Source organism: Enterococcus sp. S86.2 (assembly GCF_059834485.2).
Genome location: NZ_CM206813.1, coordinates 2,408,776 through 2,422,694 on the forward strand (window position 1 = coordinate 2,408,776; position 13,919 = coordinate 2,422,694).

A 13,919-nucleotide genomic window follows, 5' to 3' on the forward strand; every position below is an offset into this window, starting at 1 on the left:
CAATTAAGGGGGAGATTTAATGCGTTTTAAAGGCGGACGACAAAGTAAAAACGTCGAAGACCGTAGAAGCAGTTCCGGCGGTTTATCCGGTGGTGTAATCGGCGGGGGCGGGATTGGCCTACTTTTAATCGTTTTATTCTCTTTATTCTTTTCTGGTGGCAATATCGATTTGGGGTCACTTTTAGGAACTGATAATAGCCCGATTACTGCCCAACAGCCCACTGGTACAGATGATCAAAAAGAATTTGCCAGCGTTGTTTTTGGCCACTTGGAAGATTATTGGAACACAGAATTCAAAAAAACAGAATACGCGCAACACCAACCAGATTATCAAGATCCGACATTGGTTTTATACAGCGGCAGTGTGCGCTCGGCTTGCGGCCAAGCTTCTTCTGCGGTTGGACCATTTTATTGTCCTGGAGATCAAAAAGTCTATCTAGATTTGAGTTTTCAAACAGAATTGTCCCAGCGCTTTGGCGCAACGGGTGATTTTGCCATGGCTTACGTTATTGCCCATGAAGTCGGACACCACGTTCAATACGAACTTGGCACCTCTGAAGAAATGGACCGCCTTCGCAGTCAGCTCTCAGAAAAACAATATAATCGTTACAGCGTCGCTTTAGAATTGCAGGCTGATTATTTTGCCGGTTGCTTTGCTCGCTATCTCGAAAATAAAACGTACCAAGGACAGCCTATCTTAGAAGCTGGTGATATTGATGAAGCCATTCATGCTGCCAATCAAATTGGCGACGATACCTTACAGCAAGAAGCTCAAGGTTATGTTGTTCCAGATAGCTTCACCCATGGCACTTCTGAGCAGCGCGTCGATTGGTTTAAACGCGGCTATCAATACGGTGATTTAAAACACGGAGATACCTTTCGTGCCTATAATTTGAAACTTTAGTTTTTAGTTATCAGTATTTTTTCCTTAATACTTTTTTAAAGATATTTACCAACTTCTGTATCTTTGATTCACAAAAAATTCATAAATACTTTGTAGTATATAAGTGTACCAACAAACAACCCTAACTAACACTTTTTCATTTTTAACTCCTTGCCCGTCGCCTCCCTAGCGACGGGCCCTTTTTTAGTTTCGCATTTTTTAAATAAAAAAAACCACGCAAACAAACGTTGCGCAGCTGACTAGACTATTCTAATTTTACTTGGCCCTTATGCGCGAGTAATACTCGTGCGTTGCCCTTCTTTATCTAAAATACTGACTTTACGAATCGACTCTAAAGGAATCATCCGCATTTGCTGTTCATTATTTTGCGGTTTAATGACTAAATGATTGGGATTTAACTGCTTATTTAAAATCCAACCATACACGGTCTCGTATTTAACACTATTCTTGGCTATATCCAACTGTAAAACTACTAAACTTTCCTTTTCAGCTGCTAAAACTAAAGTTTCTGCCATCTCCACTGAAATTTTTGCCTGCAGTTCTTCTTCCATACTGTCACTTAAGAATCCTTTTAATAAGGCATTCGAGGTGTTGGCCACGAAATTGCCGAATTTTTTGACATTCATTTTTTCTTTCATTTCTGCCACCCCTTTGTGATAAGTAAGCATATTTTATCAAATTTCCGCAAAAAGACAAGCTTTTTTGACTGCCTAAGCCTTAGTCAAAATTTCAAACCATGGTTTTAACCCCATTTTTACTAGTTTTTTTGTTTCATTAAAATCACCTGTATAATAAGGATCTGGAATAAAAATATCTTCTTTACCAGCTACAACAGACATAAAAGACGCCACTTGTGCTGTTTTATCCGGTGGTGCCACAGCTAAAATGTCGGCCATATTCTCTTTATCCATGCCCACAAGATAATCAAAATGGTAAAAGTCATCAGCTTTTAATTGTCGAGAAAACATTTGTGCGACATCAACGCCTGCTGCTTTCAAAATTTTTTGGGTGCCCAGATGAGGTGGATTTCCGATCTCCCAGCGACTAGTCGCAGCAGAATCGACTTCTATTTTGCAGCCTCTTTCATTAGCATATTGTCGCAATAATCCTTCTGCCATTGGCGAGCGACAAATATTACCTAAACAAACAAATAAAATACTAGCCATGTCTTTACCTCCTACTGATCATCTTGTTGATATAACCGATACGAATAAAGCTCTACGTCTTTTGCCAGCCGAAACATTTGGGTCGCAATTTCTAACGGCGACTCTGGATAATCTGCTTCAATCCAAGCTAACAAGACACCACTACAGCCATAGGCAAAAAAGTGACCATAAAAGTCTTTATCAGATTCTGACAAATAGTTTTCTGTATCAAATTCTTCAAACAATTTACGAAAAAGACGTCCGACAATTTGTGAAAATTCGCGAATTAGGATTTCTTTTCGATCGGCTACGGTTTTTCGATAGAAATCTCCCCGTGAATGAATCGCCCGCAACATTTGTAAAACCTGTTCTTCCCAATTGTCCAAAGACAACTCGTCACTTGTTAAAAAGTTTAATGCCTCACTATAATAAATAAATCGTAGTAATTCATCTTTGTCGGCAAAATGATAATAAAAAGTCTGGCGGTTAATACCAGCTTGACTGGCGATTGTTTGCACGCTGATTTTATTATAATCTGTTGTTTTCACCAGTTCGATTAACGCTGTCGCAATTTTTACTTTTGTCTGATTAACAGCCATACCAACACACTCCATTATTCATAAGGGTAACCAAAATGTTCGTAAGCCAGGCTGGTAGCGATTCGTCCCCGCGGCGTTCGTTTTAAGAATCCCTTTTGAATTAAAAAAGGTTCATACATATCTTCTACTGTCTCAGTTTCTTCGCCGATATTTACCGCTAATGTACTTAAGCCAACCGGGCCACCACCATAAAGCTCAATCATAGTTTTGATTAGTTTTTGATCGACATAATCCAGTCCTGCTTCATCTACTTGTAATAATCGTAGCGCTCTGGCGGCAATTTTATCATCGATAATCCCATCTGCTTCCACTTGGGCAAAATCGCGCACACGCTTTAACAAACGATTTGCAATTCGCGGCGTGCCACGAGAACGCCGGGCAATTTCATGGGCACCAGTTGCCACAATGTCGGTAGCAAAAATATCAGCTGAACGCAAGACGATTTCTTTTAAATCGGTCTCTTCGTAATACTCCAAGTGACTAATAATTCCAAAACGATCCCGTAATGGTGCCGAAAGCATTCCTGCTCGCGTCGTTGCCCCCACTAAGGTAAAAGGAGGCAAGGGAAAATGGACAGGATGAGCTGTTGGTCCTTGTCCTACCATAATATCCACATAAAAATCTTCCATCGCCGAGTAGAGCATTTCTTCTGCTACTCGCGGCAAGCGATGAATTTCATCGATAAATAAAACATCGCCAGGTTCTAATTCGTTTAAAATTGCGACAAGATCACCTGGTTTTTCAATCGCAGGGCCGCTAGTGGTCCGAATATTAACCGCCATTTCATTGGCGATCACCATCGCCATAGTGGTCTTACCTAATCCTGGTGGTCCATACAATAAGACGTGATCTAAAGACTCTTCTCTATTTTTGGCCGCCGCAATATAAATAGATAATTCATGTTTTACTTTATCTTGCCCAATATATTGCGACAAAAATTGTGGCCGCAATGATTTTTCTAATAATTGTTCTGCAGATTCTTTTTCTGGTGAGACAATTCTCTCTTCTGTCACAGTTTTCCCCCCTCTCTATTTTTTCATTACAAGCTTTAAGGCAGCCCGTAAATATTCGTCTGTCGTTTGCATTTCTTCATTCGCCAAAGCTTTTTCAACTTTTTTGACCTCTTTGGCACTATAGCCTAATGCTCCTAAAGCCTCCATTGCCTCTGTTAACGCCATCTTACCATTTGCATGAGGTAAGAGTTCCAAATTCATTTGTGGGTCGTATAAGTCCCCTAATTTGCCTTTTAAATCCAAGATCATTTGTTGGGCCGTTTTTTTACCCACACCAGGAAATTTGGTTAAATACGTTACATCCCCTGATTCAATCGCATTGATCATACCGGTATGCTCTTCACCGGCCATAATCGCCAAAGCCGACTTTGGACCAATGCCTGAAACGCTGATTAAGCGTAAAAAAAGTTGCTTTTCCGCTAGCGTTTTAAAACCATATAAGCTATGGACATCTTCTCTGATAACTTGCTGGACGTACACTTTTGTTTCTTTATTTTCGTGAAAGCGATAAGGGTTTCCTACTGCAATCTGATAGCCAATCCCTTGATTTTCTAACACGATATAAGCCGGAGTTATCCCCGTAATTTTGCCGATTAAATACTCGTACATTATTTTGTCCTTCCTGTACATACGTTCCCCTTATTGTAGCATAGTTTGGAACTAGACAAAAGCTGACTATTTTACCAACGGCAAATATTCTTTGTAACCAGCAGCTTCCATTTTGGCTTTGGGGATAAATTTTAATGCCGCAGAATTAATGCAATAGCGCAGGCCTCCTAACGCTTGTGGCCCATCACTAAAAACATGCCCCAAATGTGAGTTGGCTTCTTTGCTTCTTACTTCTACTCGGTGCATCCCGTGGGAAAAATCTGCTTTTTCTTTGACACCTAGTTTTTCAATTGGTTTTGAAAAAGCAGGCCAGCCACAACCAGCATCGTATTTATCCGTCGAAGCAAAAAGGGCCTCGCCACTAACAACATCCACATAAATTCCTTGTTCATAAAAATCGTCGTATTTCCCAGTAAAGGGCCGTTCCGTTGCATTTTCTTGTGTTACCGCATATTCTTCTGGTGTTAATTGCTTTTTCAATTCTTCTTTATCCATGAATATCACCTCTTAAGAAAATAGTACGCCCCTGTGTCTGAAAGCAGAAATTTTATGCCTACAAAATACGCAGTAAATATTGGCACGAAAATCAGTGGCTTATCTGACTTTTTATCCCGCTACTTGCTGCGCATTTTTTAATTTATTTTTTTCAACATTTGATTCACAACGCCTACCGGAAAGCCGACAATACTATAATAATCACCATCAACTTTTTTAACAAATAGGCTTGCTTGACCTTGAATACCGTAAGCACCAGCCTTATCTGCATACTCTCCTGTATCCAGATACCGATTAATTTCTTCATCACTTAATTCAAAGAATAAAACTTTGGCAGGAACCAATTCTTGCAAAACTTGATGCCCCTTACGCATCACAACCGCCGTATAAACATGGTGCATGCCACCACTCATATCCTTTAACATGGTAAAAGCTTCTGCTCTTGATTCAGGCTTACCCAAAATTTTGCCATGATTTACTACAATCGTATCACTTGCAATCACCAAATCATTGGGATGTTTAGCTGCAATAACCTTGGCTTTTTCTTTTGCCATATGAATCACGTATTCTTCGGGTAAATCTGTTTTTTTTACCGTTTCGTCAATATCTGCCGGTTCAACTTTAAAATCCGCTACCAAACGCGCTAACAATTCTTTTCGTCTTGGGGATTGTGATGCTAAAATAATTGCCAAGAAAAATTCCTCCTTTAAATTGCCCTTTACAATAACCTTTATAGCTAAATGATAAATCTTTACTTCTAACGCCACTGCCAAGTGTAAAACTACTCCTTCTTACTTTCAACTGATAAGCATGAAGAAAAAAAGCGGAGGAAACTGAATAGACCTAAAAAATAAGGACAGAATTTTTAGAAATTGTTTTTCAAATTTAAAAAATTTCCACCAGAAAAAATCGGGAAAGAGTGATTTCCCGATTTTTTCTTTTTTATTTTATTTCACCAATTCCCGCTACTGTTAAATCTTGAATGCTGGCCGCAGTTTGATCTGCTGTCACGTTAGCTTTAAAGGTAACTTTGTCGCCTTCTTTAATAAAAATAGCGTAGGGACTGTTGTTTGAATTGACGCTATAGACAGTTTTATCGTCTTTTAGCATAAAGGATACAACAGTATTACTACCATTTGCTAACACAACCACACGTTGGACGATACCGCTTTTTTCAGCTAAGGAATCCGCATCGGTGCTGCTATTATTGCTGCCTTTAGTTGCAAGTTCAATCCGATAAGCATCTAGTGCGCTTTGCGCATTTTCGGCATCGACAACAATATCGTTATCCACCGCATTGATATAGACATATTTTTTGAAGATTCCTTTGGTATCCATCAACGAAACAATCCACGTTGGAACGCCATCAATGTTGTAAAGAACAGGCATTTGGGCATCCCATTTCTTTTCTGGATAGATTTTAGCAGCAATGGAAATCGCACCGTCACTATCCATAATCCCAACTTCCAAATCACGGTAATAAGTCAATTGACCACTGCGGGCATTAATTAATGAATACCCCAACGCAGAATCTTGATCATCATCGCCACTGGTAAAGTCGGTAAAATAATTTAATTGCCCTTCTTTACTAAGCATTGGCGTAATTTGACCAGCGGCATAAATACCATTGTCTGTAGGAACCTTCACATCTTTTTTGGCCCCAAAAATAAATTGGTTCCACCAGCCTTGCCCATAACGCCCGAAGAATTCATTCATACTATTCGCCGCGGCTGAAGTAATGGGTGCATCCACAAAAGCTGGTGCCTTTTTACTGTCATAAAGCTTAACTGCTCCTGTTTGGGCGTTTAAGACTGCCGTTTTGAAATTGTCATAATGCATTAGTCCGGTTACGCCATATTCTTTATACAGTGTTTGAATGTAGTAAGGAATTCCTTTATCATCAATTTCTAAATTGATTTTGCCATAAGAAGCATATCCGGGAAACGCAGCATAAATTTTTCGTCCGGCATCTTGATTAAAGAAAGCCGAGGGGGTGTACTTCAATGGCTCTTTGACAAATTCTGGCTGTGCATTAATATCCGTAGCACTAATTTTGAAATAACCTGGAACTTCTCCAAGTTTAAGCCACTTGAAAAAACCATTGTATTCCACTGTTGCCACATAAACGTATTCCCCATTAATCGTCTGGGCAGTAATGCCATCTAAGGTGAACATATTGGAGTTTGGAATCACTGAGAATTTTTGTAGCATTTTCCGCTTGGCCATATCTGGTGCAATTGCAATTGGGGTCTCTTTGGTAGAAGTTAATACCTCTGCTTTTTCCTCTGTTTTAGCATGGATGGAAGAATAAACTTCGTCAATAGAAGTAATTGCACTAATTTTAGAAACAGCAAATAAAATTACCATCAGGGCCACCACACTACCAAACAATTTTCCCAACTGCACAGGAGAAGTTTTTTTATCAAAAGAAACATCCACCCGTTTTCCGGTTACATTTAATGTTTTTTGACGAATTTTACGCCCCGTTTTTACAAGGGTTAGCAAACCTCCAGCTAACAAGATTGCGGCAAATGCACCCCACAAGTTGTACCATAAAAGTGAACTCAAGTTTTTACTTGGAAGTGCAAGATACAAAAAAATACCCATGAAAAGCAGTTCAAAAACGGTTAACCCAACTAATCCTTTTTTAGAACTGTTTTTTTCCATCAGGGCAATTAATAAATTGACAACAATAATACCAATACCAAACAACCCGGTTAAAACAACAAAATCAACAATCATTCACAACACTCTTTCCTTAATAAGACTTTTATTTATTATGCCAGAAAAAAACAGAAAATACTTCATACTTTAGAGGTATTTTCAAAAGATATCCCCCTCACTCGCTTTTTCATCTGGCTAAAAAAAGCTAGCGGGAAAACTGCCGAAACAATCTTCCTGCTAGCTTAAAAAAAATTAATCTTCCAGACCACTCATAGGTGAACGGTGAGGATCTTGAATGCGCTTGAATAACTTCTCCATATCACCATTACTAAAATGAATCAATACTGGACGACCATGGGGACAATTAAATGGATTTTCACATAGCGTCAAATCTTGCAGCAACACACGCGCCTGCAATTCATTTAAGTGATGGTTGGCTTTAATGGATCGCTTACAGCTCATCATGATCGCTGTTGCTTCCCGAAACTTTTTGACACTGACATTTCCTGTCGTTAGCAACATATCAATCATTTCACGGGTGATACTTTCTTCTTGTCCAGCAGGATACCACGTTGGATGCGCGCGAATAATGAAACTATTGGCACCAAAGTCTTCTAGTTGAATCCCAACCTCCAGCAGCATTTCTTTTTTCTCCCGCAATTTTATAGCGTCGCTATTGGGATAATCCAACACAATCGGAACGAGTAGTTCTTGCAAGCTGTTGCCTACATCGCCAATTTTTTCACGGAAATACTCGTATTTAATCCGCTCTTGGGCTGCGTGCTGATCAATAATATACAGGCCATCACTACTTTGGGCAAAAAGATACGTGCCGTGCATTTGTCCAAAGTATTCCAATTGTGGAAAACGTTCTACTGGTTTTTCAGCTTCTAAAGCTGCGATTGCTTTGTTTAAAGCTTGGCTGCCATTTTTATCCTGGAGATTAAATTCTGGGTGATCTAACTCACTTTGCAATTCTTCGGCAAGTTCTGCTGGTGATAGTTCTACTTCACGCTCGGGTGTAATTTCTGCTGAGAAAGTTGGCTTATCTTCAATTTTATTATCCACAGGAGAAATAAAAACCGGCTCATCTTCATCTTGTTGGGGATAACTTGGCGCAACGGGAAATTCTGTTGGAATTTCTGCTACTTGTGAACTATTATAAAATTCATTTGTCTTCTCATCAGCTGTTGGCACGGGATTTTCAGCGCTACTTTCCTCAACTTGTCCACAATCATCCACAGCTTTATCCACAGACTGTGAATTACGATAAACAAATTTGCCGCTGCTAGGATCAAACGTTAAACCGTTGTTTTTCTTTTCAGCAGCCGGCAATGCCATTTGTAATTGTTCTGTTTTTTCTTGTTCATCACGGGAAATTTTTTTCTTAAAGCCCAAGTTTTCTCCCGCATCGGGAATAAGATTTTCTGCCCGCAGCCGTTCATTGATTGCTTTACTAATTAACTTTGTTAACTCTGGCTCTTTGGATAGACGAACTTCTTGTTTGGTTGGATGGACATTCACGTCCACTAATAGTGGGTCCATGGTAATTTCTAAAACCGCAATGGGAAAACGTCCAACCATTAATTTTGAACCATAACCAGTAATAATGGCTTTATTTAACGCAAAGTTTTTAATATAGCGTCCATTAATGATGGTTGAAATATAATTACGGCTAGCACGTGTTACTTCAGGTAAAGAAATAAAGCCTGTGACCGTAAAATCTAAATCTTTTGTATCAATAGCCAACATCTTTTTCGCAGTTTGAACACCAAAAATACCGGCGATCGTTTGCTTCAAATCACCATTACCCGCAGTGGTGAGCATTTTATTGCCATCGTGAACAAGACGAAATGCAATATTTGGATGGCTCAATGCCAAGCGGTTGACGATATCCCCAATATTAGATAATTCCGTTTGCAATGTTTTGACATATTTTAAACGGGCTGGCGTATTAAAGAATAAATTTTCAACTGTAATTTTAGTTCCTTGTCGTAATGGCGCCGCTGTGTGCTGGATTACTTTGCCACCTTCTAGTTGCAACAAAGAACCTTGCGTAGTATCTTGAATCGCTGTTTCTACCGTTACATATGATACAGAGGCGATACTCGGCAGTGCTTCACCACGAAATCCCAATGTTCTAATCCGAAATAAATCATCCCGACTGTGAATTTTACTTGTTGCGTGGCGTTTAAAAGCATTTTCCACATCATCTTCGGCAATACCTTCACCATTATCTGTTACTTGAATTTTTTTTAGCCCAGCTTCCTCGACTAAAATATCAATTTGACTAGATCCTGCATCAATCGCATTTTCAACTAATTCTTTCACCACTGATGCAGGGCGTTCCACCACTTCACCAGCAGCAATTTGATTGGCAAGACGTTCAGATAACTCTTGAATTTTACCCATCGTCTGCCTCCTTTTCTAAATTCGTTTTTGCAACTCGTATAAAATATTTAACGCTTCTCGTGGCGTTGTATCCAATAAGTCTAATTTTTTCAACGTATCAATGACACCTAATTCTTCTGTGGAAACTTCTTGGAATAATGAAATTTGCTCGACTTCTTCTGACACTTTTGACGCAGGTGTGGTAACGGTTGTCTCTTGTGTTTCCAAATGCTGCAAAATCGTTGCGGCCCGTTCCAGTAAATCCGTTGGCAAGCCTGCAATTTTGGCCACATGAATACCGTAACTCTTATCAGCAGCCCCTTCCATCATTTTATGCAAGAAAACAACTTCACCATCTTTTTCCACCGCGCCTACGTGAATATTACGCAACTGGGGCAATGCTTCATCTAAAACAGTTAATTCGTGGTAGTGGGTTGAAAAAAGGGTCTTGGCTTTTACTACTTTGTGAATATATTCAATAATAGCTTGCGCCAGTGCCATCCCGTCATAGGTTGCTGTGCCGCGCCCCAATTCATCAAATAAAATTAAACTATTCGGTGTGGCATGCCGTAACGCTTGATTAGCTTCCATCATTTCCACCATGAAGGTACTTTGACCAGCAATTAAATCGTCACTTGCACCAATGCGGGTAAAAATACGATCAAAAATTGGCAGATTGGCACTTTGGGCTGGTACAAAACTTCCCATCTGAGCCATAATGACAGTCAATGCTAACTGCCGCATGTAGGTACTCTTACCTGACATATTCGGTCCGGTGATTAAAAGAATTAACGTTTCACGATCCATTGTAATGGAATTTGGGATATATTCTTGATGGCCCAAAACTTTTTCCACAACGGGATGTCGTCCTTCTTTAATCGCTAATTCTTGTTTGTTATTCATAGCTGGTCGCACATATTGATAGCGCTCCGCAATTGTGGCAAAACTTTGCAACACATCGGTGGCACTAATTGCTTTGGCTAATTTTTGCAAGCGGCTGATCGCCTTTTTGATTTCTTCTCGTACGGCTAAAAAGAGCTGGTATTCTAAATCCACTGATTTTTCTTCAGCTTCTAAAATTTGCGTTTCCAATTTTTTTAATTCTGGGGTAATAAAACGTTCCGCATTGGCTAAGGTTTGCTTTCGTTCATAACGGCCTTCTGCTAAATTTGCTAAGTTGGCTTTGGTAATTTCAATATAATAGCCAAAGACGCGGTTAAAGCCGACTTTCAAATTTTTAATTCCAGTAGCTTCTCGCTCACTTGCCTCTAACTCAGCTAACCATTGTTTGCCGTTACGCATGGCCAAGCGATATTGGTCCAGTTGCGCGTTAAAACCGTCTTTAATGACATTGCCTTCTGTAATGGCTAAAGGGGCCTCTTCATTAATAGCTTGTTCAATTAAAGCAACTAAATCATCCATCGGTTCTAGATCAAGTAGCAGATCATTCCATGCACCATTATTAATCCCGCTTAAAAGATTACGAATTTGCGGAACTTGCATGAGCGATGTTTTTAGTTGTAGTAAATCACGCCCATTCACATTGCCAAAAGCTACCCGACCAGCTAGGCGTTCTAAGTCATACACTTTGGTTAAGGCTGCTTGTAAATCAGCCCGCTCAAAATAGCTGTCTAATAAAGACTGCACCATCTCTTGACGCAGCGTGATTTGTTTGTTTTGAATTAAGGGACGATCTAACCACTGTTTTAACAAGCGCCCCCCCATGGCTGTCTTGGTTTCATCTAAAAGCCACAATAGCGTACCTTGTTTTTTACCCGTCCGAATCGATTGTGCCAACTCCAAGTTAAACTTCGAATAGTAATCCATCTTTAAGTAGTGATCTGGTTGATAGCTTTCTGCTTTTTGAATATGGGCTAAGCTACGCTTTTGGGTCTCTGCTAAGTAGCATAATAACTTACCCGTAACTTCTTTTTCAGTTACTTCTTTTAATTCACTGGTTAAAAATTGAAATTCAGCATTATCCGTCATTTCCATTTGACTAGAAAAGACGAGATTTAACCGTTCTTGCAACGTCTTTTTTAACTCTTCTGTAATTTCACTAGTAAACACAATTTCTTTTGTTTGCAAAGCACTGGCTTCGTTTAAAACAGCTTCTTCATCTGGCAGTATTGCGGCCTTCAACTCACCTGTACTTAAATCCACGTATGCAAATCCATACGTATCACCGTCAAAATTCAAAGCGGTCAAAAAATTATTGTCTTTTGCTGCCAATCCTTTTGCATCCATGACTGTCCCCGGCGTGACCAATTGGACAACTTCTCTTTTTACCATGCCCTTAGCAGTTTTGGGATCTTCTACTTGTTCACAAATAGCAACTTTGTATCCTTGTTCAATTAACGTATCAATATAGCCTTGAGCCGCATGATACGGGACACCACACATGGGGATTGGATCATCTGCATTACGATTGCGGCTGGTTAAAGTCAGCTCTAAAATTTGAGCAGCTTTAATCGCATCCTCGTAAAACATTTCATAAAAGTCTCCTAAACGGTAAAATAAGAAAGCATCTTGATAGTTTGCCTTAATACTTAAATATTGTTCCATCATGGGTGTATTTTTAGTCTTTTGAGGCATGAAAGCTCCTCCTTTAGTTATTCAGTAGCTCACACTAACTGTTTTGTACCAGGGTAAAATTTATTTTTTTACTTCACTTATTAGCTTAAAAATTTCCTAGACTAATTTTCTGTTTTTTCCTGTTCGTTGTGACTCTCTAAGGTTTGATTCACATCTTGGGAGATACTTTCCGTAATAAAATGCAGTAAATCATTAGCTAGTGCCAGTTTTTCGCGATAAGAAATGACCAACGGATGATTTTCATATTCTTTAGTATATTCATTCGCTGCTGAAATTGCGGCTTTTTGTGCTTCTGGCTTGTCATAATGATCGTATTGTACCGCCTCTTTTTGCGCTGCTTTAATTTTTTCTTCCAGTTCTTTTAAGCGGGGATTATTTGCCACTTTTGCTGCAATTTGACGATAGTCTTTGACAACTTCATTTTCTGCTAGCGCCTGAACTAATTCATTTAATGCGGCCGTTACTGCTGGTTCAAAGTTTTCCATTTTTTCTTCCTATTCATAAAATGGACGATCTGCTGAAATTTGAATCGTCTCTATTTTTTTGGCATGACCATTTTTTTCATCAATATCAATCACACAAGCAGATAGGATACTTCTTCCTTCTTCTACCACTTCAAAGCGTTGTGGCAAAGCTGTGATAAAGCGTTCAATGACCCCTTCTTTTTTCATGCCTAAAATTCCGTCATAAGGCCCTGTCATGCCGACATCACTTAAAAATGCTGTTCCTTTTGGTAAAATACGCCCATCATTTGTTTGCACGTGGGTATGGGTTCCGACAACAGCCGAAACCTTACCATCTAAATACCAGCCCATAGCCTGTTTTTCGCTAGTCGTTTCCCCATGAAAATCGACAAAAATATACGGTGTCCGCTTGCGGGCTGCTGCTACTAATTCATCTGCTTTCGTAAAAGGATCATCAATCGCTGTCATAAATGCCCGGGCCTGCAAATTGATTACTGCTAGCTCAATTTCATTTACTTTAACAAAAACCATCCCCACACCGGGTGCTTTAGCAGGAAAGTTAGCTGGGCGAATCATTTTTTTAGCATCCCCGATAAATTCAAATATCTCGCGATTATCCCAGGTGTGATTTCCTAGTGTTACGACATCCACACCATCTTGCAAAAATTTTTTATAAATTTTGCCTGTAATCCCCCGACCCCCGGCGGCATTCTCCCCATTTGCAATCGTTACTTGCGGACGATACTTTTTCTTTAACTTGGGCAAATACGCCGTAATCGTTTCTCTACCTAGTGTTCCAACAACATCTCCAATAAATAATACCCGCACAAATTTTCCTCTTCTCTTAAATGTCTTGTTCCATTATAGTGGTTTTTCCAAGGAAAAAAAAGTGTCCATCACTAGCGTTAACTAACGGTAATAAAAAAGAGCGCGCGCACTCCTTTAGCTTTTGTGCCATAAGATCAAAATATTTTAAACCGGATGCCAAAATTAAAAAAATATCGTGGTTTGTTGCCGATAAAATTCGTTTATTTCTGTTA

General features: G+C 39.5%; 13 protein-coding genes. 1 reads left to right on the forward strand and 12 read right to left on the reverse strand.

Annotated features, from left to right (window positions below; genetic code table 11):
* Positions 1 to 19 precede the first annotated feature (19 nt).
* Positions 20 to 904, forward strand: a complete 885-nt coding sequence (gene ypfJ, locus AC6R0T_RS11405; RefSeq protein ID WP_206903515.1) for a KPN_02809 family neutral zinc metallopeptidase — start codon at positions 20 to 22, stop codon at positions 902 to 904.
* 266 nt (positions 905 to 1,170) lie between these two features.
* Here the strand turns inward: ypfJ and AC6R0T_RS11410 are convergent, their stop codons facing one another.
* The 12 genes from AC6R0T_RS11410 to AC6R0T_RS11465 form a co-directional block, all read right to left on the reverse strand.
* Positions 1,171 to 1,572, reverse strand: a complete 402-nt coding sequence (locus AC6R0T_RS11410; protein WP_526159396.1) for a hypothetical protein — start codon at positions 1,570 to 1,572, stop codon at positions 1,171 to 1,173.
* A 42-nt stretch (positions 1,573 to 1,614) separates the two neighbouring features.
* Entirely contained in the window at positions 1,615 to 2,070 is a 456-nt protein-coding gene (locus AC6R0T_RS11415) for a low molecular weight protein-tyrosine-phosphatase (RefSeq protein WP_303754064.1), read from the reverse strand.
* 11 nt (positions 2,071 to 2,081) lie between these two features.
* Entirely contained in the window at positions 2,082 to 2,648 is a 567-nt protein-coding gene (locus tag AC6R0T_RS11420) for a TetR/AcrR family transcriptional regulator (protein WP_206903512.1), read from the reverse strand.
* Between the two features lie 14 nt (positions 2,649 to 2,662).
* Positions 2,663 to 3,661, reverse strand: coding sequence for a Holliday junction branch migration DNA helicase RuvB (gene ruvB / locus AC6R0T_RS11425; RefSeq protein WP_206903511.1), 999 nt, complete (start codon positions 3,659 to 3,661; stop codon positions 2,663 to 2,665).
* 15 nt (positions 3,662 to 3,676) lie between these two features.
* Positions 3,677 to 4,270, reverse strand: coding sequence for a Holliday junction branch migration protein RuvA (gene ruvA, locus AC6R0T_RS11430; protein ID WP_303754065.1), 594 nt, complete (start codon positions 4,268 to 4,270; stop codon positions 3,677 to 3,679).
* Positions 4,271 to 4,336: 66 nt separating this feature from the next.
* Positions 4,337 to 4,765: a peptide-methionine (R)-S-oxide reductase MsrB gene (gene msrB / locus AC6R0T_RS11435; protein ID WP_282462066.1), complete on the reverse strand. Its 429-nt coding sequence runs from the start codon at positions 4,763 to 4,765 to the stop codon at positions 4,337 to 4,339.
* A gap of 137 nt (positions 4,766 to 4,902) precedes the next feature.
* Positions 4,903 to 5,457, reverse strand: a complete 555-nt coding sequence (locus AC6R0T_RS11440; protein ID WP_206903508.1) for a Maf family protein — start codon at positions 5,455 to 5,457, stop codon at positions 4,903 to 4,905.
* A gap of 250 nt (positions 5,458 to 5,707) precedes the next feature.
* Positions 5,708 to 7,507, reverse strand: a complete 1,800-nt coding sequence (locus tag AC6R0T_RS11445; RefSeq protein WP_303754066.1) for a TgpA N-terminal domain-containing protein — start codon at positions 7,505 to 7,507, stop codon at positions 5,708 to 5,710.
* Between the two features lie 174 nt (positions 7,508 to 7,681).
* The gene (gene mutL / locus AC6R0T_RS11450; protein ID WP_206903506.1) at positions 7,682 to 9,841 is read right to left on the reverse strand and encodes a DNA mismatch repair endonuclease MutL; all 2,160 of its coding nucleotides are present in this window, start codon (positions 9,839 to 9,841) and stop codon (positions 7,682 to 7,684) included.
* Positions 9,842 to 9,856: 15 nt separating this feature from the next.
* On the reverse strand, positions 9,857 to 12,415 hold the full coding sequence (gene mutS / locus AC6R0T_RS11455; protein WP_303754067.1) for a DNA mismatch repair protein MutS: 2,559 nt from the start codon (positions 12,413 to 12,415) through the stop codon (positions 9,857 to 9,859).
* Between the two features lie 101 nt (positions 12,416 to 12,516).
* Entirely contained in the window at positions 12,517 to 12,900 is a 384-nt protein-coding gene (locus AC6R0T_RS11460; RefSeq protein ID WP_303754068.1) for a YlbF family regulator, read from the reverse strand.
* A 9-nt stretch (positions 12,901 to 12,909) separates the two neighbouring features.
* Positions 12,910 to 13,707 (reverse strand): TIGR00282 family metallophosphoesterase, encoded by a 798-nt coding sequence (locus AC6R0T_RS11465; protein ID WP_230711213.1) that lies wholly within the window; start codon positions 13,705 to 13,707, stop codon positions 12,910 to 12,912.
* Between the last annotated feature and the right edge of the window lie 212 nt (positions 13,708 to 13,919).